17 protein-coding genes are annotated in these 20984 nt (G+C 72.6%); 8 read left to right on the forward strand and 9 right to left on the reverse strand.

Going from position 1 to position 20984, the window contains the following annotated elements; all coding sequences use genetic code 11:
- Nucleotides 1–119 precede the first annotated feature (119 nt).
- Nucleotides 120–569, reverse strand: coding sequence for a hypothetical protein (locus tag ABZX11_RS02750; RefSeq protein ID WP_354909269.1), 450 nt, complete (start codon nt 567–569; stop codon nt 120–122).
- Between the two features lie 130 nt (nt 570–699).
- Here ABZX11_RS02750 and ABZX11_RS02755 point away from each other — a divergent pair, with 130 nt between their 5' ends.
- The gene (locus ABZX11_RS02755) at nt 700–2814 is read left to right on the forward strand and encodes a glycoside hydrolase family 3 C-terminal domain-containing protein (RefSeq protein ID WP_354909272.1); all 2115 of its coding nucleotides are present in this window, start codon (nt 700–702) and stop codon (nt 2812–2814) included.
- Here the strand turns inward: ABZX11_RS02755 and ABZX11_RS02760 are convergent.
- The 4 genes from ABZX11_RS02760 to ABZX11_RS02775 all read right to left on the reverse strand — a co-directional run bounded on the left by ABZX11_RS02760 (nt 2736) and on the right by ABZX11_RS02775 (nt 5648).
- The gene (locus ABZX11_RS02760) at nt 2736–3314 is read right to left on the reverse strand and encodes a hypothetical protein (protein WP_354909275.1); all 579 of its coding nucleotides are present in this window, start codon (nt 3312–3314) and stop codon (nt 2736–2738) included. The two genes, ABZX11_RS02755 and ABZX11_RS02760, sit on opposite strands and share 79 nt — an antisense overlap.
- 52 nt (nt 3315–3366) lie before the next feature.
- Nucleotides 3367–3621, reverse strand: coding sequence for a hypothetical protein (locus ABZX11_RS02765; RefSeq protein WP_354909278.1), 255 nt, complete (start codon nt 3619–3621; stop codon nt 3367–3369).
- A gap of 91 nt (nt 3622–3712) precedes the next feature.
- Complete coding sequence (locus tag ABZX11_RS02770) at nt 3713–4414, reverse strand: MBL fold metallo-hydrolase (RefSeq protein WP_354909281.1); 702 nt, start codon at nt 4412–4414, stop codon at nt 3713–3715.
- Nucleotides 4415–4946: 532 nt separating this feature from the next.
- Nucleotides 4947–5648: an IclR family transcriptional regulator gene (locus ABZX11_RS02775; protein WP_176172366.1), complete on the reverse strand. Its 702-nt coding sequence runs from the start codon at nt 5646–5648 to the stop codon at nt 4947–4949.
- A gap of 143 nt (nt 5649–5791) precedes the next feature.
- Between ABZX11_RS02775 and leuC the strand changes: the two genes are divergently transcribed.
- The 4 genes from leuC (at nt 5792) to ABZX11_RS02795 (ending at nt 12590) form a co-directional block, all read left to right on the forward strand.
- Nucleotides 5792–7225 (forward strand): 3-isopropylmalate dehydratase large subunit, encoded by a 1434-nt coding sequence (gene leuC / locus ABZX11_RS02780; protein WP_176172365.1) that lies wholly within the window; start codon nt 5792–5794, stop codon nt 7223–7225.
- 19 nt (nt 7226–7244) lie between these two features.
- Complete coding sequence (leuD, locus tag ABZX11_RS02785) at nt 7245–7847, forward strand: 3-isopropylmalate dehydratase small subunit (protein WP_176172364.1); 603 nt, start codon at nt 7245–7247, stop codon at nt 7845–7847.
- A 232-nt stretch (nt 7848–8079) separates the two neighbouring features.
- Nucleotides 8080–8823, forward strand: coding sequence for an HU family DNA-binding protein (locus ABZX11_RS02790; RefSeq protein ID WP_354909285.1), 744 nt, complete (start codon nt 8080–8082; stop codon nt 8821–8823).
- 1055 nt (nt 8824–9878) lie between these two features.
- Entirely contained in the window at nt 9879–12590 is a 2712-nt protein-coding gene (locus ABZX11_RS02795; RefSeq protein WP_254896927.1) for a BTAD domain-containing putative transcriptional regulator, read from the forward strand.
- Between the two features lie 98 nt (nt 12591–12688).
- Here the strand turns inward: ABZX11_RS02795 and ABZX11_RS02800 are convergent, their stop codons facing one another.
- From ABZX11_RS02800 to ABZX11_RS02810, 3 genes are read right to left on the reverse strand one after another with little or no spacing between them, the layout of a single operon-like run.
- Nucleotides 12689–13642, reverse strand: coding sequence for an NUDIX hydrolase (locus tag ABZX11_RS02800; protein WP_354909287.1), 954 nt, complete (start codon nt 13640–13642; stop codon nt 12689–12691).
- Nucleotides 13639–16005, reverse strand: coding sequence for an RNA degradosome polyphosphate kinase (locus tag ABZX11_RS02805; protein WP_176172361.1), 2367 nt, complete (start codon nt 16003–16005; stop codon nt 13639–13641). The genes ABZX11_RS02800 and ABZX11_RS02805 overlap by 4 nt, the downstream gene beginning before the upstream one ends.
- 55 nt (nt 16006–16060) lie before the next feature.
- Nucleotides 16061–16771 (reverse strand): 2-phospho-L-lactate guanylyltransferase, encoded by a 711-nt coding sequence (locus ABZX11_RS02810; protein ID WP_354909290.1) that lies wholly within the window; start codon nt 16769–16771, stop codon nt 16061–16063.
- 835 nt (nt 16772–17606) lie between these two features.
- Between ABZX11_RS02810 and ABZX11_RS02815 the strand changes: the two genes are divergently transcribed.
- The 3 genes from ABZX11_RS02815 to ABZX11_RS02825 all read left to right on the forward strand — a co-directional run bounded on the left by ABZX11_RS02815 (nt 17607) and on the right by ABZX11_RS02825 (nt 20001).
- A complete protein-coding gene (locus tag ABZX11_RS02815) occupies nt 17607–18326 on the forward strand; it encodes a lysophospholipid acyltransferase family protein (protein WP_176172359.1) in 720 nt (239 codons plus the stop codon).
- Nucleotides 18326–19342 carry an NAD(P)H-dependent glycerol-3-phosphate dehydrogenase gene (locus ABZX11_RS02820; protein WP_354909293.1) on the forward strand — a complete coding sequence of 339 codons (1017 nt, stop codon included), beginning with the start codon at nt 18326–18328 and terminating at the stop codon, nt 19340–19342. Before ABZX11_RS02815 ends, ABZX11_RS02820 begins: the two co-directional genes overlap by 1 nt.
- A gap of 179 nt (nt 19343–19521) precedes the next feature.
- On the forward strand, nt 19522–20001 hold the full coding sequence (locus ABZX11_RS02825) for a cysteine dioxygenase family protein (RefSeq protein WP_176177892.1): 480 nt from the start codon (nt 19522–19524) through the stop codon (nt 19999–20001).
- Here ABZX11_RS02825 and ABZX11_RS02830 read toward each other — a convergent pair whose 3' ends face one another.
- On the reverse strand, nt 20002–20976 hold the full coding sequence (locus ABZX11_RS02830; RefSeq protein WP_354909295.1) for an asparaginase: 975 nt from the start codon (nt 20974–20976) through the stop codon (nt 20002–20004). It abuts the gene before it with no gap.
- Nucleotides 20977–20984 lie beyond the last annotated feature (8 nt).

Below are 20984 nucleotides of genomic sequence, written 5' to 3' on the forward strand. Positions count from 1 at the left end.
TCTGCGTCATCGGCTGGGCGACCGGCCGTGTCCCGGGCGCTGCGCCCGGCTGCGCCCCGCTGAGGGCCCCGGGGCGGCGGACTGGGGAATGCGCCACCCCGGGTGTCCTGTGTGGAGGGTCAGCCCAGCGAGCCGTCCCCGGTCTGCGGCGCCCCGGCCGGCTTGACCGCGACCTGCGGTTTCGCCGGCTTCGGCTTGGGCTTCGTCGTGTCCGGCGGTGGCGTGACGAGGATCGTGAAGGTGAGGGTCGGCGACCGGCCGTCCGAGCACGGGTAGGAAGCGGTGTACCTGCCGGGTCGCTTGATCGCGGTCGTGCTCCCGCCCATGTGCCCCCAGTTGCCCACACCGACCATCTTGAGCGGAGCGGTGAAGCCCGCGGACGTGACCGGTCCGGTCGGCGTGCACGCCGAGTGGCCCAGTCCGGTGTACACGTCCGCGTTGATCCGGCCGCCCGGCTCGACCGTCGAGGTCAGGATCCACCCGCCTTCGCCGGCCGCGCTCGCCGGGGCCGCCAGCGCGAGCGTCGCCGCGCTCGCCGCCGTTAGGCCGATCAGGGTTTTCTTCAGCATGGCTCGTCCCCTCCCGTTGGTGCTCCTCCCACGCCTGAGCCGGGGAAATGGTTGAGTCCAATCTTCGTTCAAGTACATGAACGTCAATCGCGTCTATGTTTCGGTGTCACGTATGGATTAGCTTGGCCGGATGCGCAAAGGCCCGCTCGTTCTCGCCGTGGTCCTGGGGTTGTCGCTGACGACACCGGCGGCCGCGCAGGCCCAACCCTGGCGCGACGCCCGCCAGTCACCCGACCGCCGGGCCGCCGAGCTGGTCGCGGCGATGACCCTCGACGAGAAGATCTCCCAGCTGCACCTGCAGCCCGACGCCGAGCACCAGCGGTTCGTGCCGCCGATCCCGCGGCTGGGCGTGCCGGGCTTCCGCATCGCCAACGGCCCGGCCGGGATGGGCCCGGCCGACGACAAGCCCCAGAAACCGGCGACCGCGCTGCCGGCCACGATGGCGCTCGCGTCGACGTTCGACACCGGTCTCGCCCGCCGGTACGGCCGGCTGATCGGCAGCGAAACCCGGGCGCTGGCGCACAACGTGTCCGAGGCGCCCGACATCAACATGGCCCGCGTCCCGCGCAACGGCCGCACGTTCGAAGGCATGGGGGAGGACCCGGTCCTGGCCGGCGCCCTGGCCGCCGCCGACATCCGCGGGATCCAGGAGAACGGCACCATCGCCGAGGTCAAGCACTACGCGGCCAACAACCAGGAGACCCAGCGCTTCAGCATCGACGAGCACATCGACGAGCGCACGCTCAACGAGATCTACCTGCCGCACTTCGAGCGGGCGGTGACCGAGGGCCGCGCGGGTTCGGTGATGTGCGCCTTCCCGAAGATCAACGGCGTGTTCGTGTGCGAGAACCCGGCGCTCCTGCAGGGCAAGCTGCGTGACGAGTGGGGGTTCAAGGGGTTCGTCCAGTCCGACTGGGGTGCCGCGCACAGCACTCTCGGCTCGGTGAACGCGGGCATGAACCTCGAAATGATCGACGGCACCTGGTACGGCGACAAGCTGAAGCAGGCCGTGCTGGCCGGGCAGGTGACCGAGCGGCGGGTCGACGAGCTGCTCCTGCCGCGGTTCCGCACGATGTTCGCCTTCGGGCAGTTCGACCACCCGCCGGTGCTTTCGCCGTTGCCGACGGCGCAACACGACGCCGCGGCGAAGGAGTTCGCCGAACGCGGCATGGTGCTGCTGCGCAACGAGCACGCGCAGCTGCCGCTCGACGCCGGAGTGCGCTCGATCGCCCTGATCGGGCCGTTCGCGACCAAGGCCAAGACCGGCGGCGGAGGCAGCTCCGCCGTTATCCCGACGTCCACAGTGGACCCACTGCCGGGGCTGCAGCAGCGGGTGCCGGGGGCCGCGGTGACCCTGGACGACGGCAGTGACGTGGCGCGCGCGGCCGCGCTGGCCCGGACCGCCGACGTCAGCGTGGTGATGGTCGGGGACAACGAGACCGAGGGCAAGGACCGGCCGAGCCTGGCCCTGGACGGCAACCAGGACGCCCTGGTGACCGCCGTCGCCGAGGCCAACCCGCACACGGTCGTCGTGGTGAAGAGCGGCGGCCCGGTGCTCATGCCGTGGGCCTCGCGCGTGCCGGCGATCCTCCAGGCGTGGTACCCCGGCCAGCAGGACGGCGCGGCGGTGGCGGGCGTGCTCTTCGGCGACGTCAACCCGTCGGCGAAGCTGCCGATCACGTTCCCGGCCGCGGACGCCGACACGCCGGCGAACACCCCGGCGCAGTTCCCGGGGATCAACGGCGTCGCGACCTACTCGGAAGGGCTGCAGATCGGCTACCGGTGGTTCGACGCGCAGGGCCGGGAGCCGCTGTTCCCCTTCGGCCACGGCCTGTCGTACACGACGTTCGCCTACTCGGACCTGTCGGTGCGCAGCACCGGCGACGGCGCCACGGCGACGTTCACGGTGCGGAACACCGGCCACCGGGCGGGCGCCGAGGTCGCCCAGCTGTACCTGGGCTTCCCGGCGGCCGCGGGCGAGCCGCCGCGGCAGCTCAAGGGCTTCGAGCGGGTCTCGCTCGCACCGGGACAGGCCCGGCGTGTGACGATCCGGCTGGACGCACGGGCGTTCTCCGTCTGGGACACGGCGACCCACGCGTGGCGGCCGGCACGGGGCACGTTCACCGTGTCCGTGGGCGGCTCGTCACGATCCCTGCCTCTGACGCGTCAGATCTTGCAGCCGGGCGCGGTGGCGGAGGCGAGTATCAGCTCCGGGGACGCGGCCACCGCGCCGACCGGGTCGTAGGTGCCGTCGACGTCCCGCTGCGCCTGGTTCATCGCCTGGACGGCCCGGTCCTGGGCCGCCACGCTGCCCTGCTTCGCGCGGTCGAGCGCGTCCTTGGCCTCGGTGGCGCGGTCGCGGGCCTTGGTGAACTTCGTGACCAACGCCTGCCGGACGGTGTCCCCGAGCGGCACCGGCGCGGGCGGCAGCGCGGTGAGCTTGTCGACCACTTCGCCGGTGCGCGCCGCGATCCCGCCCAGCGTCGCGCTGAGCGCCTTCTGCGATTCGTCGAACGTGTCGGGCGTCGGCTGGACGGCCTCGGCCTCCTGGTTGGTGCGCAGCCGGTAGCCGTGGACGGCCGAGCAGAACCCGTCCATCCAGCGCACGGCCGCCGGGTCGGCGACGGGCCGGGACGTGATGGTCGTGACCGGGCTCGGGTTCTGGGCAGGCGGGGCGGCGGTCGGCGTGTTCCCGCACGCGGTCAGCAGCAGGCAGGCGCCCAGCAGGGCGGTGGCGATCTTCATGGGTTCCCCTCGCGTTTGCCGCGTACACGCGCGAGGGGGCCGGATGGTTGCGTCACGCGGCGGCGAGAGTTCCGCCGAGGGCCCGCAGGCCCTCATCGGTCAGTTCGGCCCGCGTCCACTGCCCGACGGCCACGACCCGCGACGGCCGGATCAGGCCGGCCCGCGCCAGCTGGTGCGCGGTGGCCTGGTCGCAGCAGGGCAGGCCGTCGACGCGCAGGTCGGGCTCGCAGCTGCAGGTGAGTTCGGCCCGCCCGGCCCCGACGGCCCGCAGCATCGCCATCGCCCGGCGGTTCAGTTCGGTGTGCATGGTGGTCATCCCCCTCGTGTGGTGCTGACAATGAGGAGACGTGACCGCCGTCACCGAATACGCGAGTTCCGGCAGGGTCACCCGATCGGCGCTACTTCCCCCACCGTTGGTCATCGGGGTCTTCGCCGCGAGCGAGCGCGTCGAGGTAGGCCCGATCGACGGCGAAGCGGGCGGCGATCTCTTCGCCTCGCGCCACGGAGCCGTGCCCGGGGACGAGGACATCAACACGCCCCGCGGCGTCTTCCAGCCGGTCGAGCGCGGCGCGGTAGTGGGCGGGCTCTTCGTTCCGGCGGCGGTCGAGGAGCGGGATCAGGACGTCGGAGAGCAGGTCACCGGCAATCAGCACGCCCCGGTCGGCGAGCAGGAGAGCGGCGTGGCCCGGGGCGTGCGCGTCGTGCTCGATGAGTTCGCCCGGGAGGGGATGGTGGTTTTCGGGCAGCGGAGTGAGGAGGGCGATCGGTTCAAGGGGGATGTCCGGCGCGGTTTCCCGGGCCATGGCCTGAGCGCGTTCGCGGGCTTCGCCGGCGATGCGGGCGTTGGTGGGGGTGGCGTAGCGGGGGACGTCGCCGAAGCGGGGGTGCCAGAGCAGGTGGTCCCAGTGGGGGTGGGTGGAGAACCCGGCGACCACGGGGGTGTCGAGCCGCTCGAGGTCGTCGGCGAGCTGGTCGAGTTCGGAGCCGTGGATCCCGGGGTCGACGAGGAGGAGGCCGTCGTCCGTTTCCACGACGGTGGTGTTGCTCCAGACCCACTCGCTCTGTCGTACCCAGACACCGTCGGCAACCTGATTCAGCATCGGGCCACGGTGTCAGGTGCGGCTGGTGGGCGCAATCGCTTCGGTGGAGACGCTGCTTGCGCGGCTGGTCGGAGGTCGGAAACTCGCTCTGCGGCTCGGGCAGCGGCCGTGAAGTGTGGTGGCGGGGGCGATCGTTTGCGCTGCTGCCGCCCCGGGGGCGCCCCCCGGTTCCAGCGTATCGGCGGCTGCCGACAAGATCGGCGGGAAAGCCGCTGCCTGGGCCTGTTTGTCCACATCCGGCCCGGCCTGTGGAAACCCGGCCGGGCAATGACCCCGACGCGATTTCAAGGCTCTTCCCGCAGGGCTCCCGCGGCTGTCGGGCGCAGTCGCCTCAACGTCGCCGCGGCTGTCGGGCGCAGTCGCCTCAGCGCCGCCGCCCGGGGGCGCCCCCCGGTTCCAGCGTATCGGCCGCTGCCGACAAGATCGTCCGGAAAACCGCTGCCCGGGCTCGTTCATCCACATCCGCACCAGCCTGTGGAAACCCGGCCCAGGCACCGACTACGACCACACTTCAGGACCCGCCGGGCAAACCTCAGAGCCGTTCCTGCAAGGCGTCCGCCGCCGCGAGAAGGTCCGCCGCCCACCGCGCGCCCGGCTTTCGCCCGATCCGCTCGATCGGCCCGGAAACCGAGACCGCCGCCACGACCGTCCCCGCCGAATCGCGCACCGGGGCCGAGATGCTCGCCACCCCCGGCTCGCGCTCCGCCACGCTCTGCGCCCACCCGCGCCGCCGGACCTCCAGGAGTGTCCGCTCGCCGAAGACCGCGTCCGCCAGGATCGTGCGCTGCGTGTGCGGGTCCGCCCAGGCCGCGAGCACCTTCGCGCCCGAGCCCGCCGTCATCGGCAGGCGGGACCCCACCGGGACCGTGTCGCGCAGGCCACTCGGCGGCTCCGCCGTCGCGACGCACACGCGCTGGATGCCGTCGCGCCGGTACAGCTGGACGCTCTCGCCCGTGACGTCGCGCAGCTTCGGCAGGACCACGCCCGCCGCGTCGAGCAGAGGGTCCGTCGAACCGCCCGCGAGCTCGGCCAGTGCCGTACCGGGACGCCAGCGGCCGTCCGGACCGCGGCGCAGCAGCCGGTGCACCTCGAGCCCGACCGCGAGCCGGTGGGCGGTGGCCCGGGGCAGGCCCGTCCGCGTGCACAGTTCCGCGAGGCCGCAGGGGTCGTCCGCGACCGCCTGCAGGACGGCCACTGCTTTGTCCAGTACTCCGATACCGCTATGCTGTCCCACGAACCGATACTAGCGTCCCGCACTTTGGGAAGTCCAGTATCTGGGAAAACCCTGAACTCGAGCTGCGCCCTCCTTCGCGGCTCGCACCCCGATCTCGCAGGTGCGCGCCCGAGTTCGTCGACGAACCGTGGAAGGAGCCGGAGATGACCAGCCCGACCGGCAAGGCCCGCACGCTGGCGGAGAAGGTGTGGGAAAGCCACCTCGTGCGCCGAGGCGAAGGTGCCGAACCGGACCTGCTCTACATCGACCTCCACCTGCTGCACGAAGTCACCAGCCCGCAGGCCTTCGACGGCCTCCGCCTGGCCGGGCGGCCGGTGCGCCGCCCCGACCTGACCATCGCGACCGAGGACCACAACGTCCCGACCGTCGACATCGAGCTCCCCATCGCCGATCCGGTCTCGCGCACCCAGGTCGACACCCTTCGCCGCAACTGCAAGGAGTTCGGGGTCCGGCTGCACCCGATGGGTGACGCCGAGCAGGGGATCGTGCACGTCATCGGCCCGCAGCTGGGCCTGACCCAGCCCGGCATGACCGTCGTCTGCGGCGACAGCCACACCTCGACGCACGGCGCGTTCGGCGCCATCGCCTTCGGCATCGGCACGTCCGAGGTCGAGCACGTGCTGGCCACCCAGACGCTGCCGCTGCGTCCTTTCAAGACCATGGCGATCACCGTCGACGGCGAGCTGCGCCCGGGCGTCACGGCGAAGGACATCATCCTCGCGGTGATCGCCAAGATCGGCACCGGCGGTGGCCAGGGCTACATCCTGGAGTACCGCGGTTCGGCCATCGAGGCGCTCTCGATGGAGGCCCGGATGACCGTCTGCAACATGTCGATCGAGGCCGGCGCCCGCGCCGGGATGATCGCGCCGGACGAGACGACCTTCGCCTACCTGAAGGGCCGCCCGCACGCGCCGCAGGGCGCGGACTGGGACGCGGCGCTGGAGAACTGGCGGCAGCTGCGCACCGACGACGGCGCCGAGTTCGACGCCGAGGTGCACCTCGACGCGAGCGAGCTGACGCCGTTCGTGACCTGGGGCACCAACCCCGGCCAGGGCCTCCCGCTGGGCGCCGAGGTGCCCGACCCGGAGGCGATCCCGGACGAGAACGACCGCATCGCCGCTGAAAAAGCCCTGTCCTACATGGACCTGAAGCCCGGCACGCCGCTGCGCGAGATCGCCGTCGACACCGTCTTCCTCGGCTCCTGCACCAACGGCCGGATCGAGGACCTGCGGGCCGCGGCCGAGGTGCTGCGCGGTCGGAAAGTGGCGGACTCGGTCCGCATGCTGGTGGTTCCCGGCTCGATGCGCGTCCGCAAGGCCGCCGAGGCCGAGGGGCTCGACCAGGTCTTCACCGAGGCGGGCGCGGAGTGGCGCCAGGCCGGCTGCTCGATGTGCCTCGGCATGAACCCGGACCAGCTGAAGCCGGGCGAGCGCAGCGCGTCGACGTCCAACCGCAACTTCGAGGGCCGGCAGGGCAAGGGCGGCCGGACGCACCTGGTGTCGCCGCTGGTGGCCGCCGCCACGGCCGTCCGGGGCACGCTCTCGTCCCCGGACGACCTGCTGACCGCCGCCCGCTGACCCACCCGAGGAGCTACCCATGGAACCGTTCACCCAGCACACCGGCGTCGGCGTCCCGCTGCGCCGGTCCAACGTGGACACCGACCAGATCATCCCCGCGGTCTACCTCAAGCGGGTGACCCGGACCGGGTTCGAGGACGGCCTGTTCGCCGCCTGGCGCGGCGACGAGAACTTCATCCTCAACTCCGAGCCGTTCCGGAACGGGAGCGTGCTGGTCGCGGGGCCGGACTTCGGAACCGGTTCCTCCCGCGAGCACGCCGTCTGGGCGCTGATGGACTACGGCTTCCGGGTCGTCATCTCCGCCCGGTTCGCCGACATCTTCCGCGGCAACTCCGGCAAGGGCGGCCTGGTGGCCGCGCAGTGCGAGCAACACGACGTCGAGCTGCTCTGGAAGCTGCTGGAGAACGAGCCCGGCACCGAGGTCACGGTCGACCTCGAGACCAAGACCGTGCGGGCCAAGGACTTCACCGCGCCCTTCCAGATCGACGACTACGTCCGCTGGCGGCTGCTGGAAGGCCTCGACGACATCGCGCTGACGTTGCGCCATGCCGGTGAGATCGACGCCTTCGAGGCGAGCCGCCCGTCGTGGAAGCCGACGACGACGCCGGTGGCCGCCGGCTGATCCGGTCCAGGGGCGCCTTCCCTTGTGCGACAAGGGAAGGCGCCCCTTTTCCGGCTGTTTCCTCCGGATGCCGAACGGCCCTCCGCGAGCCTTTTACCGGGGCTCGGCGCGAGGCGGAACCCGTCCCGGGACAAGGGAAAGTTCCGCATGCCGTTTGGAATTTGTGCTGCCTTGGTAATACCGTGTCGCTAGTCGGCCGATGCGGCCGTGGAGCCTTCCTGGAGGACTGGACATGGCCAACAAGGCCCAGCTGATCGAGGCGCTGACCGAGCGCCTGGGCGACAAGAAGGCCGCTGCCGAGGCGGTCGACGGTCTGGTCGACATCATCATCCGGACGGTCAACAAGGGCGAAAAGGTCAACATCACCGGCTTCGGTGTGTTCGAAAAGCGCGCCCGCGCGGCACGGACGGCGCGCAACCCGCGCACCGGCGAAGCGGTGCGGGTGAGGAAGACGAACGTGCCCGCGTTCCGCGCCGGCACCACCTTCAGGGAAGTCGTTTCCGGGGCGAAGAAGCTGCCGAAGGCCACCCCGGTCAAGCGCGCGGCGGCGACCACGACCACGCGAGCGGCGGCCTCCCGCACGGCGGCGGCCCCGAAGCCGGCGACGACCACGCGGACCCGCACGACGGCGGCCAAGCCGGCGGCAACGAGGACAACGGCGGCCAAGGCGGCCCCGAAGACGACCGCGGCCAAGCCGGCGACAACCCGTTCGCGGACGACGGCGGCCAAGCCGGCCACAACCACGGCGGCGAAGTCGACGGCAGCGAAGGCCGCCACGGCGACGAAGACGGCGGCGGCGAAGACGGCCACGGCCGCGAAGTCGACGGCGGCGAAGGCGACGACCGCGGCGAAGACCGCAGCCGCCAAGACGACCGCGGCCGCGAAGGCCCCGGCGGCGAAGGCCCCGGCCGCCAAGACGACCACGGCCCGCAAGGCCCCGGCGAGGCGCACCTCGACCGCGGCGAAGAAGGACTGATCGCCCGAAACTGTCGTACCCCTGCGGTAACGTGAAATCCGGGGGACCCCCTTGGGGCGACCCCCTGCTCGACGAGCAGCTTTCCGGCAGGGCCCCGCGCGACTTGCGTGGGGCCCTGCCGCATGTCCGGGCCCTGCCGAGGAAGTAGGCCGCGCGCCCGAGGGGGCGGTGGGCGCATCCAGCCGGCCGCCCCGCGCACCGGCTCGCGTGCCCGGGCAGTCGGCTGCCGCACCGGGACAGTCGGCTCGCGCACCCGAACGGTCGGCCGCCGCACGGGAATGGTCGGTTGACGCACCTGGACGGTCGGCTCGCGCACCTGGGCGGTCGGCTCGCGCACCTGGGCGGTCGGCCGATGTACCGGGACGGTCGGCTCGCGTGCCCGGACGGTCGGTCGGTGTGCGGGAATGGTCGGTTGACGCACCTGGGCGGTCGGCTCGCGTACCTGGGCGGTCGGCCGATGTGCCGGGACCGTTGGCTCGCGTACCCGGACGGTCGGCCGGTGTGCGGGAATGGCCGGCTTGCGTACCTGGGCGGTCAGTTGGCGTACCCGGACGGTCGGTCGCGGATCGGGTTGCGGCGTGGGCGAATCGACCGGCGGTGCAAGCGATCCTGTCTCGGGTGCACGAACCCCGTTGCCTGCGCACCTCATCCGACCGTCCGAGTACGCGGGCCGACTGTCCGGGTACGCCAGCCGACCCTGCAGGTAGGCGGGCGCGCGAGTCCGGCGAGGTGTCCGGGGGCGGGAGTTGGTTCGCCACATACGTGAGCCCTCGGCTGCGGTGGCTGGGAAGCCGGCCGGCGGGTGGGAAGTCACCCACTGCCGGCGCCTGGCTTCCGACCGGGCACCCGCGTCACCCGGCCGGCCCAACCCCGCCCCCGCAACCGGTTCCGCCCAATTTCGCAAAGTTGCTTGAGCGCCCGGCCGAGTGGTGCCACGCTGCGTTCCTCGGGCCCGCGTCCGGCGGGGCCGGCGGTGCGAGGCGAACCTGGGGGCGACCACCATCGACATCCGGCTGCTCGGCCCGTTTCAGGTGCTCGTCGACGGTGCGCCGGTCGTGCTGACCAGTTCGCGCCAGCGCGCGCTGCTCGCCACCCTCGCCCTCGCCGCCGGGCGGCTCGTCTCCATCGATGCCCTCGCCCGGGGTGTCTGGGGGGAAACCCCGCCCGCGCACATCCGGGGCAGCCTGCAGACCTACGTCATGCGCCTGCGCCGGCTGTGCGGCGAAGACTCCGTCGTCACCGAACCGGACGGGTACCGGCTGGTCGTCGACCCGTCCCGGGTGGACGCGCTGCGGTTCCTGCACACCCTCGACCAGGCCGCCGCCGCCACGGAACCCGCCCGGCGGCGGGAACTGCTCACCGCCGCGCTCGACGGATGGGGTGGGGTTCCCCTCGAAGGCGTCGGGTCCCCGGCGCTGTCCGCCGAGTGGGGACCGCTGCTGACCGAGCGGTACCTCTTCGCCGTCGAACAGCGCATCGACCTCGACACCGGGCTCGTCCCCGACGCGCGGCTCGTCGCCGAGCTCACCGATCTCGTCGCCCAGCACCCGCTGCGGGAATCGCTGTGGGAACGGCTGGTGCGCGCCCTCGCCCGGTCCGGGCGCCGGGCCGAAGCCCTCGCGCGCTACGCCGGGCTGCGGGCGTTGCTGGCCGACGAACTGGGCGTCGAACCGGGCGAAGACCTCCGCCGGCTGCACGCCGAACTGCTCGCCGCCGACGCCGATCCGGCTGTCCACACCGTGCCGCGGCAGCTGCCCTTCGACGTCGCCGGCTTCACCGGCCGGGGTCCCGAGCTCGCCGAACTCGACCGGCTGCCGCCCGGGGGCGCGTCCGGCATCGTCGTCATCGAGGGCACCGCCGGTGTCGGGAAGACGTCGCTGGCCGTGCACTGGTCACACCGCGTCCGCGAGCGCTTCCCCGGCGGCCAGCTGTTCCTCGACCTGCGCGGCCACTCCGCCGACACCCCGGTCACCCCCGGCGCCGCGCTGGCCGGCTTCCTGCGCGCGCTCGGCGTCCCGGCCGAGACCCTGCCCTCCACTGTGGAGGAACGCTCGGCGCTGCTGCGCAGCAGGCTGGCGGGCAGCCGCACCCTGATGCTGCTCGACAACGCCCGCGACGCCGACCAGGTCCGTCCGCTCCTGCCCGGACCGGGCAACCTCGTCGTCGTGACCAGCCGGAACCAGCTGCGCGGCCTCGTCGCCCGCGACGGCGCCCGGCGCATCGCCCTGCGTTCCTTCGACGACCGCGACGCGGCCGCGCTGCTCGCCGGCAGTGTCGGGCCGCAGCGCCTCGCCGCCGAACCCGACGCCGTCGCCGAACTCGTCCAGCTCTGCGGCCGCCTGCCGCTGGCACTGGCGCTGGCCGGGGAGCGCGCTTCCCGGTTCTCCGGCGTCTCGCTCGCCGGCATCGTCGAAGAACTCCGGGACCAGCGGCTGCGGCTCGACACCCTGCGCGACCCGCAGGACGCCGGCACCGATCTCCGTGCCGCGTTCTCCTGGTCCTACAAGGCCCTGCGCCCGGCCGCCGCCCGCTTCTTCCGGCTGCTCGGCCTGCACCCCGGCCACGGCTTCAGCCTCGCCTCGGCCGCCGCGCTCGCCGGCGCCGACCTGCGCGAAGCACGCGAGCTCGCCGACCAGCTCGCCGCCGCCCACCTGCTCAACCAGCCCGGCACCGACCGCTACCAGTTCCACGACCTCCTGCGCGTCTACGCGGGCGAGCTCGTCGAAACCGAAACGACGGCGGCCGAGCGCGCGGAGGCGCTGCGCCGGCTCGTCGACTGGTACCTCGCCAGCGTCGCCGAAGCGAACAAGCTGGTCCGCCCCGACCTGCTCACCGAGGACATCACGCTCGACCCGCCGCCGCTGCCCGCCGTCCGCTTCGCACAGCACGAGCAGACGATCGCCTGGTACACCACCGAACGCCAGGCCCTCACCGCGCTCGTCGGGATCGCCGCCGGGCACGGCTGGACCGCGCACGCCTGGAAACTCGCCTGGCTGCTGCGCGGGTTCTTCGCCGAGCGCCACGACCGCGACGACTGGATCACCACCGCCCGCGCGGCCGTCGCCGCCACGCGCGACGCCGGCGACGGGACGGGCCTGCAGTACAGCGCCAACAACCTCGGCTCGGCCTACCTGCGCACCCTGCAGTCCGACCTGGCGATCGAAGCGCTGGAGGAAGCGCGCGCCGCATCCGAAGGCGGCGACGGCACCACGCTGACGGTGGCGATCCTGTCCAACCTCGCCGGTGCCTACTACGTCCGCGCCGAGTTCGCCGAAGCCGAGCGCTACGCCCTCAAAGCCGTCGACCTCGCGCGCGAGCACGGCCAGCGCACCTTCGTGCCGCACGCGCTGCTCAACGTCAGCGCCAGCCGCATCGGCCTGCGCGACTACGACCACGCCGCCGAAGCCGCCCAGGCGGCCCACGAAGCCTTCGCCGAACTCGGCGACCGCTACCACGCGGCGCTGGCGCTGGGGAACGTCGCCGAGGCCCTCGAAGGCGCCGGCCGCCACGACGAAGCGGAGCGGGCCGGGCTCGACGCGCTCGCCGAGCTCAAGGAGCTGAACGCCGACTACGGCACGATCGACGTCCAGATCACCCTCGGCCGGCTGAAGCACCGCACCGGCCGCGCGGCCGAGGCGGGCGGCCACTGGGCCGAGGCGCTGACCGTCAGCCAGCGCCTCGGCGACCCCCGCGCCGCGGAAGTCCAGGCCCTGCTGGCCACGGTGCCGACAGAAACCCCCTCGCCCGGGGATGCGCCGTACCCCTAGCCCGGCGCAGCCCAGCGGGACCCTGAGCAAGTACACCAAGATCGACTGTCACGGCGCTGTCTCGTCGTGACAGGGGCGCTACCCGGAGCGCCGGCCGCTCAGGACCGGCTGGGGGAAGGAGCGGGCAGGGCGCTCGGGTGGTAGTCCGCCGCCAGCAGCACCGGGCCTTCGGTGCCGGTCGGCGGCCGGAACGACAACACCCAGAACGAGCCCTTCTTGCTCGGCACCACCCCGCCGCGCGCCGCCGAAAGCTCGACCCCGTCGCGGTCGGCGAGCGCGCTCACCAGGTCCGGGATCACCCCGCCCTGGCTGCACACGACCGGTGTCCCGCCGTCCCCGGCCACCGCCAGCAGCCGCGCCACGCCGAGGACCGGGTCCGGCCAGTAGCCCTCCTCCGAGAACAGCGGTTCGTGCCGGACCTCGGCCTCGAGGTCCTCCGCCACTCCGTGGACGGTCTGGACGCACCGCAGCCGCGGCGCCGAGAGCACCCGGTCCGGGCCGAACAGCGCCAGCACCCGGCGCAGCGCCGCCGCCTGGCGCGAGCCCGCCTCCGACAGCGGCCGGAGGTCGTCGTCGCCGGACCACTCGTCGCGCTTGCCCGCCTTCGCGTGGCGCACCAGCACCAGCGTCGTCAGGCCCACCGGGAGTTCGCAGAACGCCCGCAGCACCCGGACGTCTTCCGGGCGCGTGAGCAGCTTCTCCGCCGCCGTCGGCTCCAGCCAGCGCAGCTCGTCGACCTCGTCGTTCGCCGCGAACTCGCCGGAAACCGCTTCCGCGGCGAAGTAGTCGACCGTCTTCGGCACCGTCCCGGAGCCGTTCCGGGACGGCACCGGGTACGCCGACCGGGCCAGGTAGCGGCCCAGGACCGCGGTGAACCCGGTCTCCTCCCGGACTTCCCGGACGGCGGCCTCGGCGATCGTCTCGCCCGCGTCGAGCTTCCCCTTCGGCAACGACCAGTCGTCGTACCGCGGGCGGTGGACCAGCGCGACCTCGGTCGTGCCCCCGGCGACGCGCCACAGCACCGCGCCGGCCGCCCGTACCTCCTGGGTCATCCGGCGGCCCCGTGCAGCTTCGCCAGTTCCAGCTGGTGGTCACGCACGCGCGAGCCTTCGGCCGGGGACGGCGACCACTCGCCGCTCTCGGTCAGCACCCAGCACCGGGTCTCCGGGTCGAGCGCCGAGTCGAAGATGTTGTCGAGCTGGGCGGTCAGCTTCGGGTCCTTGACGCGGACCAGCGCCTCGATCCGGCGGTCCAGGTTGCGGTGCATCATGTCCGCGCTGCCGATCCAGTGCGTGCCGCCGGCGCGGAAGTTGAAGATCCGCGAGTGCTCCAGGAACCGGCCGAGGATCGACCGGACGTGGATGTTCTCCGACAGCCCCTCGACGCCGGGCTTGAGCGTGCAGATCCCGCGCACCACGATCTCGACTGGCACGCCGGCCTGGGAGGCGTGGTAGAGCGCGTCGATGACCTGCTCGTCGACCAGTGAGTTGCACTTGATCCGGATCCCGGCGGCCTGCCCGGCCCGCGCCAGCTCGATCTCTTCGCCGATCGCGCGCACGATGCCGCGGCGGATGCCGTGCGGCGAGGTCAGGATCGTGCGGTAGGTGTCCTGCCGCGAGTAGCCGGTGAGGACGTTGAACAGGTCGGTGACGTCCGCGCCGATGCTCGGGTCGGCGGTGAACAGGCCGATGTCCTCGTAGAGCCGGGCTGTCTTCGGGTTGTAGTTGCCGGTGCCGATGTGGCAGTAGCGGCGGATGGTCGAGCCCTCCTGGCGCACGATCATCGACACCTTGCAGTGCGTCTTCAGCCCGACCAGGCCGTAGACGACGTGCACGCCCGCGCGCTCCAGCGTCCGCGCCCAGGTGATGTTCGCCTGCTCGTCGAAGCGCGCCTTGATCTCCACCAGCGCGACGACCTGCTTGCCGGCCTCGGCGGCGTCGATCAGGGCGTCGACGATCGGGGAGTCACCCGAGGTCCGGTAGAGGGTCTGCTTGATCGCGAGGACCTTCGGGTCGGCCGCCGCCTGCTCGATGAACCGCTGCACGCTGGTCGAGAACGAGTCGTACGGGTGGTGCACCAGCACGTCACCCTCGCGCAGCGTCGCGAACACGCTCTTCGGCGTCTCGCGCTCGCCGAACGCCGGGTGCGTCGCCGGGACGAACGGCCGGTCCTTCAGCTCCTTGCGGTCCACAGCGGACAGCTGGTGCAGGCAGGTCAGGTCGAGCAGGCCGGGCACCTCGACCACGTCCGCCGGGTCGACGTCCAGCTCGCGCAGCAGCAGCTCGAGCATGTGCTCGCTCATGTCCTGGGCGACCTCGAGGCGCACCGGCGGGCCGAACCGGCGCTGCGCCAGTTCGCGCTCGAGGGCCTGCAGGAGGTCTTCGTCACGGTCTTCGTCGACCTCGAAGTCGGCGTTGCGGGTGACGCGGAAGACGTGGTGCTCGGTGACGTCCATGCCGGTGAACAGCTCGCCGAGGTGCGCGGCGATCAGCTCCTCGAGGGGGAGGAACGTCGCCGTCCGGCTGGTGCGCTCGGTCTCGACGCGCATCAGGCGCGGCACGTTGCTCGGCACCTTGACCCTGGCGAAGCGCTCGGTGCCGCCTTCCGGGTCGCGGACCGTCACCGCGAGGTTGAGGGAAAGGCCCGAAATGTACGGGAACGGGTGCGCCGGGTCCACGGCCAGCGGCGTCAGGACCGGGAAGATCTGCTCGGAGAAGTAGCTGGACAGCCGGAGCTGGTCGGCGCCGGTCAGGTCGGCCCAGCCGACGATGTGGATGTCCTGCTCGGCCAGCTGCGGGCGCAGGTGCTTCTCGAAGGCGCCGGTCTGCCGCTCGACGAGGTCCTGGTTGCGCTTGGCAATGTAGCCGAGCTGCTCGCGCGGGGTGAGCCCGTCCGCGCTGCGGACCAGCAGGCCGGTCTCGTCGCGGCGCTTCAGGCCGGCGACGCGGACCATGTAGAACTCGTCCAGATTGGACGCGAAGATGGCGAGGAACTTCGCCCGCTCCAGCAGCGGCTGCGACTCGTCCTCGGCCAGCGCGAGCACGCGGGCGTTGAAGTCCTGCCACGAGAGCTCGCGGTTGAAGTACCGGTCGTCGGGCAGCGTCTCGACGGCGGTCGGCGCGACGGTGACGGCGGGCGGCGCGGACGGGACGGCCCGGAACTCCTCGGCGTTGCGGGCGTTGCCCTGCGTGGCGCTGCGGCGGCGCGTCGTGGCCGAGGTCGCGGCCGCGGCGGTGGTCTTGCGGGTGCGCGCCTTGCCGGCGTTGGCACGGGCGGCGGTGTCGCGCGCGGTGGACTTCGACGGCACCTTTTTCGCCGTGGCCGGCTTCTTCGCCGCATCGGCGGATTCACTGGCCGGGTTCCTTCGCCTCCGCGGTGCGGGCGTGCCGCCGTCGTCTGTGCTCACGGCACCCATTCTTCACTACGCGGGGCGGAATTGCGCAGGCCGCGGTGAAGGTCGGATGAACAGCTCAGTGCGGGAGGGCACACGGTTCCCGGAGGAAGGCTGCGGTGTGTTTTCCGACACCGAGGGCGCGGACGTGGGCGAGATCATCCGGGGTGTCGACGTCGCTGCGGAGGGTGGGGAGGGGGGCGGAGAGGGCGATCGCCCCGGAGGCGGCGTGGAGGCGTGCGGAGGCGGGGCCGAAGCGGGGGTCGAGCGGTTCGCCGGGGGCGGCCAGGAGGAGGGTGGTGCCGGTGCCTTGGCGATCGGCTACGAAGGCTCGGCGGGCTGCGTTGTGGGCTGGGCCTGCGGCTGGGCTTTGGGCTGCGGCTGCGCTTTGAGCTGCGGCTGCGGCTGCGGCCAGGGCTTCGGCTTCGGCCAGTGCGGTGGTGAGGTCGCCGGCGCGGAGGGCGGGGAGGTCGGCTTGGAGCGCGCCGACGACGGCGTCCGGATCGTCGGCTCTGAGCAGGGCTTCGCCGTGGCGGAAGGCGGCGTTGAGGGTCTTCTCGGCGGGTTCTTCGACGATCTCGACCCCGAGTTCGCCCAGCTCCGCGACGGCCCGCGGATCGGCGGCGACGAGCAGGACGCGCCTGACCTCGGCGCTGGCGGTGACGGCCGCGAGGGTGTCCTTGGCCAGGGCGAGGACCAGCCCGGGGTGCCGATCCGCCTCGACGGCACCACGAAGCCGCGACTTGCCGTCGCGGGGGTGTTTCATCGGCACGATCAGATCCACGTCCACGTGTCCATCTTTACCCGAAAGCGGCGCTGCCGGTGGCGGGCCGGGGTGGGTTGTCCACAGGTGACGGGTGTTGTGGACAGGTTCTGGGTGGTGGGGGTTCGGGGCGGGGGTTTGTCGGGTGGGGGCGATAGCGTCGAAATCGGGGGTGCCCCGTTGGGGGATGGTGGCCCCCTTGGGAGGGCGGGCTCTGTGTCGGGTGGGGGTGGTGCCCGGCCCGCACTGCGCCGATCCGCCTGGGTGCACAGCCACCCAGCGACCGCCCGTCACAACCCACGCCAGGCGCGCAGGGAAAGGCTCGGTAGACCAGTTCCCGGCTGATCGTCGAGACCGGCCGGCCTCGGCCGCGAAGGCCCGCAGCGACGCCCGGGCCCGCGGGCCCCGGCCAGGCGATCAAGACCTCCTCCCGGGAGAATCGGCAACCGCAACCGCAACCGCGACCGCGCCTCCGCCGGCGCCGACGGAAGTGTCGCGGCCTGGTCTGCCGGCGTTTTGTGGTCCGGTAGTCGACTAGCGGGCTGCTTCCTCTGGCAAGGGCCGGGGTGTGCGGGCTATGGGGGCTCGACCAGCGGAGCGAGGTGCTCGGTGGTGGGTTCGGGCCGCCGTTGCCGGGCCGGGCCCGGGTAACCAGTGGGTCCCGACCGAAGACCCGGCCCGATCCCGCCCGCGAGCAGCCGCGACTTGGCCCCGCCGCCGACCCGCGACCCCGCAAACGCCGACCGGACCGGACAGCCGAAGCACCCCCGGCCTGGTCAACCCACCCGCCCACCCCACCCAACCGGACCCTCCCTGGACCCGCCCGAGCCCGGCGCGGCAGGATCAAGGCCCGACCCGTCGTGTGGAGGAGGAGATCGTGGCCCGGCGTGAGAAGGGCGGCTTCTGGGTGGGCTTGGCCGCCGCACTGTTCTACCCGCTCACCGGTATCGGGCGGCGGGTCTACGTCGGCGCCGAAAAGATTCCGCGGCAGGGGCCCGCTCTGCTCGTCATGAACCACATCTCGCACCTCGATCCCGTCGTCGACGCCGTCTTCGTGCACCGGCAGAAGCGGGTTCCGCGGTTCCTCTTCAAGGAGAGCCTGCTGCGCGCGCCGGTGCTCGGGCCGATCGTCGGGGGGTCCGGGCAGATCCCCGTCTCGCGGGGGTCGGCCGCCGCCGGGGACAGTCTCAAAGCCGCTCACCAGGCCCTCGAAGAGGGGAAGATCGTCGTCATCTACCCCGAGGGCACCATCACCAAGGATCCCGCCGGGTGGCCGAAGGAGTCCTTCACCGGCGCCGCCCGGCTCGCGCTGCAGAACGACGTTCCCGTCATCCCCATCGCCCGGTGGGGGACCAGCCAGATCTTCAACGGCTACACGAAGAAGTTCACGCCTTTCCCGCGCAAGACGATCACCCACTCCGTCGGCGACCCGCTCGACCTGTCCGCCTACCGCGGCGGCAACACCCGCAGCGCCACGAAACTGCGCGAGGTCACCAAGGTCATGATGGACGAGGTGACCCGGCTCCTCGCCGGAATCCGGCACGAGGAACCGCCGTCGGCCAAGCCGGGGGATCCCGTCTGATGCGCGCCGACGTGCAGCGGGTCACCGTGCTCGGGGCCGGCTCGTGGGGCACCGCCTTCGCCAAGGTGCTCGGCGACGCCGGCCGGGACGTCACCGTCTGGGCGCGCCGGGACCAGGTCGCCGAGGACATCCGGGACCGGCACACCAACAGCGCCTACCTGCCCGGTGTCACCCTGCCGCCGAACATCACCGCGACCAGCGACCCGGCGAAGGCCCTCGGAGCAGCCGAAGCCGTCGTCCTCGCCGTGCCCAGCCAGAGCCTGCGGGCCAACCTGACCGCGTGGCGCGAGCTGCTGCCGGACGACGCGATCCTCGTCAGCCTCGCCAAGGGTGTCGAGCTCGGCACGCTCAAGCGGATGAGCGAGGTGATCGGCGAGATCGTCGGCATCGACGGAGGCGAGGTCGTCGTCGTCACCGGGCCGAACCTGGCCAAGGAGATCGCCGCCGGGCAGCCGTCGGCCTCTGTGCTCGCCTGCGCCGACCACGAACGCGCCGTCGCGATCCAGCGCGCCTGCGCCAACTCCTACTTCCGCCCGTACACCAACACCGACGTCGTCGGCTGCGAGCTCGGCGGGGCCTGCAAGAACGTCATCGCGCTCAGCACCGGGATGGCCGCGGGCCTCGGCCTCGGCACCAACACGATGGCGACGCTCATCACCCGCGGCCTGGCCGAAATGGCCCGGCTCGGCGCGAAGCTGGGCGCCGACCCACTCACCTTCGCCGGGCTCGCCGGCGTCGGCGACCTGGTCGCCACCTGCTCTTCGCCGCTTTCGCGCAACCGCACCTTCGGCGAACGCCTCGGCCGTGGCGAGACGCTCGAACAGGCGCAGGCGGCGGCCGGCGGGCAGGTCGCCGAGGGCGTCATGTCGTGCTCGTCGATCCGGGCGCTCGCCATGAGCCTCGGTGTCGACATGCCGATCACCGACGCCATGCACCGCGTCTGCCACGAAGGCGTCGACCCGCGCCGGGCCGGTGCCGAGCTGCTCGGCCGGTCGCAGAAACACGAGTGGTCCTGATCCTTGGGACGGCTTGACCGGGAAGGACGCGACTGCGACGCTTGTCGCATGTTCGCGTACGCCATGTCCGAGTCGAGGGGCCGCACCGGCCTCCGCTCCGCCGTGCGCGCGTGTCGCTGTTGTCGGTGAACCCAGCCCCGGCCCAGCTCGACACCCCTATCTTCTGCGTGAGGACCCTCATGTTCGCCGTTCCGGACAACACCCTGCTGCGTCCCGAAAACCCCGCCCTGCGCCACCCGGTGCGCGTCGCCCTCGAGGTCGCCGCCGACCGCGACCGCTGGCGCCACCTGCTGCGCTACGACCCCGACGAGCGCTTCGCGACGCTGGTGTCGAAGGACGAGCGGGAGGAGGTGTGGCTGATGAGCTGGCTCCCCGGCCAGCGCACCGACCTGCACGACCACGCCTTCGCCAGCGGCGCGTTCACCGTGGTCGGCGGCCACCTCACCGAGGCCGTGGCCCGCCGGGCGCCGGGCGGCCGCGCGGTCACCGAGCTGCACGCCCTGTCCGCCGGGCAGTCGCGGGTGTTCGGCCCCGGGTACGTGCACGAGGTCCGCAACGACGGCCCGGACCCGGCCGTCTCGATCCACGTCTACCGCGACGCCGGCCGCGCGATGCGCCCGTACCACCTGGACCCGGTCGACGGCCCGCTCCCCGGCTGATCAGTCCAGGTCGCCGCGGGCCCGGAACCCCTGCTCGATCCGGGAGCGGTCCGCACCCGCGGCCAGCAGCGTGTGCAGCAGGATCCGCGCCTTCCGCGCGTTCAGCCAGCCCGCCATCGTCGCGCCCAGCGCGATCAGGCTCGACTCCGAGCCGTGGAAACCGTACGTCGAGCGCAGCGTCGGCCCGGCGCCCGTCCGCGAGGCGACGACCACGGGCAGGGACGGCACCAGCCGCGCGATCACGTCCGCCGTGCCGCCCGAGACGTGGCCCACCCCCGTCGCGGCGATCACCACGCCGCGCACATCCGGCTGCGAAGCCGTGTGCTCCAGGAACGCGCCCGAGTCGTCGAGACCGGTTTCCACGATCGGGACCAGGCCGTCGAAGCCGCCGCCGTCGAAGGACGGCAGCCGCGGCGGGGACGGGTGGAACCAGTGCACCGCGTGCTCGACGACCATGCCCAGCGGCCCGGCCGGTGCCGAGGAGAACGCGTCCAAGTGGCTCGAGTGCGCCTTCCGCACCCAGCGGGCCGCGTGGACGTCGTCGTTGAGCGTGACCAGCACGCCCCGGCCGCGGCTGCGCGGATCGGCCGCGACGGTGAGCGCGTTGCGCAGGTTCGCCGGGCCGTCCGGGCTGAACAGCCCGGCGTTGCGCATCGCGCCGGTGACCACCACCGGGACGTCCGAGGGCCAGTGCAGGTCCAGGAAGTACGCCGTTTCCTCGAGGGTGTCCGTGCCCTGGACGACTACAAACCCGTCGGCGTCCTGGCGCAGGCCCCATTCGCGGCAGCGCAGCAGCGTCGCGAAGTCCAGCGACGCGCTGCCGATCCCGGCCAGCGTCTCGGCCAGGACGTCCATCGGCAGGTCGCCGAGCCCGCCGAGCAGGTCGGCCGCGCCGAGCCGCGGGACGGCCCCGCCGCCGCTGTCCGGGGCCATCGAGATGGTGCCGCCGAGGGAGGCGAGGGCGATCAAAGGCATGCGGCCAC

This window comes from Amycolatopsis sp. NPDC004169 (genome assembly GCF_040610315.1).
In the GTDB taxonomy this organism is placed as follows: domain Bacteria; phylum Actinomycetota; class Actinomycetes; order Mycobacteriales; family Pseudonocardiaceae; genus Amycolatopsis.

Excerpts from the sequence above, each read along its gene's own strand:
- ABZX11_RS02750 (WP_354909269.1), bottom strand. The coding sequence starts at position 569 with ATGCTGAAGAAAACCCTGATCGGCCTAACGGCGGCGAGCGCGGCGACG.
- ABZX11_RS02825 (WP_176177892.1), top strand. The coding sequence starts at position 19,522 with ATGTTCGCCGTTCCGGACAACACCCTGCTGCGTCCCGAAAACCCCGCC.
- ABZX11_RS02755 (WP_354909272.1), top strand. The coding sequence starts at position 700 with ATGCGCAAAGGCCCGCTCGTTCTCGCCGTGGTCCTGGGGTTGTCGCTG.
- ABZX11_RS02800 (WP_354909287.1), bottom strand. The coding sequence starts at position 13,642 with ATGACCCAGGAGGTACGGGCGGCCGGCGCGGTGCTGTGGCGCGTCGCC.
- ABZX11_RS02830 (WP_354909295.1), bottom strand. The coding sequence starts at position 20,976 with ATGCCTTTGATCGCCCTCGCCTCCCTCGGCGGCACCATCTCGATGGCC.
- ABZX11_RS02770 (WP_354909281.1), bottom strand. The coding sequence starts at position 4,414 with ATGCTGAATCAGGTTGCCGACGGTGTCTGGGTACGACAGAGCGAGTGG.
- leuC (WP_176172365.1), top strand. The coding sequence starts at position 5,792 with ATGACCAGCCCGACCGGCAAGGCCCGCACGCTGGCGGAGAAGGTGTGG.
- leuD (WP_176172364.1), top strand. The coding sequence starts at position 7,245 with ATGGAACCGTTCACCCAGCACACCGGCGTCGGCGTCCCGCTGCGCCGG.
- ABZX11_RS02820 (WP_354909293.1), top strand. The coding sequence starts at position 18,326 with ATGCGCGCCGACGTGCAGCGGGTCACCGTGCTCGGGGCCGGCTCGTGG.
- ABZX11_RS02760 (WP_354909275.1), bottom strand. The coding sequence starts at position 3,314 with ATGAAGATCGCCACCGCCCTGCTGGGCGCCTGCCTGCTGCTGACCGCG.
- ABZX11_RS02790 (WP_354909285.1), top strand. The coding sequence starts at position 8,080 with ATGGCCAACAAGGCCCAGCTGATCGAGGCGCTGACCGAGCGCCTGGGC.
- ABZX11_RS02805 (WP_176172361.1), bottom strand. The coding sequence starts at position 16,005 with ATGGGTGCCGTGAGCACAGACGACGGCGGCACGCCCGCACCGCGGAGG.
- ABZX11_RS02765 (WP_354909278.1), bottom strand. The coding sequence starts at position 3,621 with ATGCACACCGAACTGAACCGCCGGGCGATGGCGATGCTGCGGGCCGTC.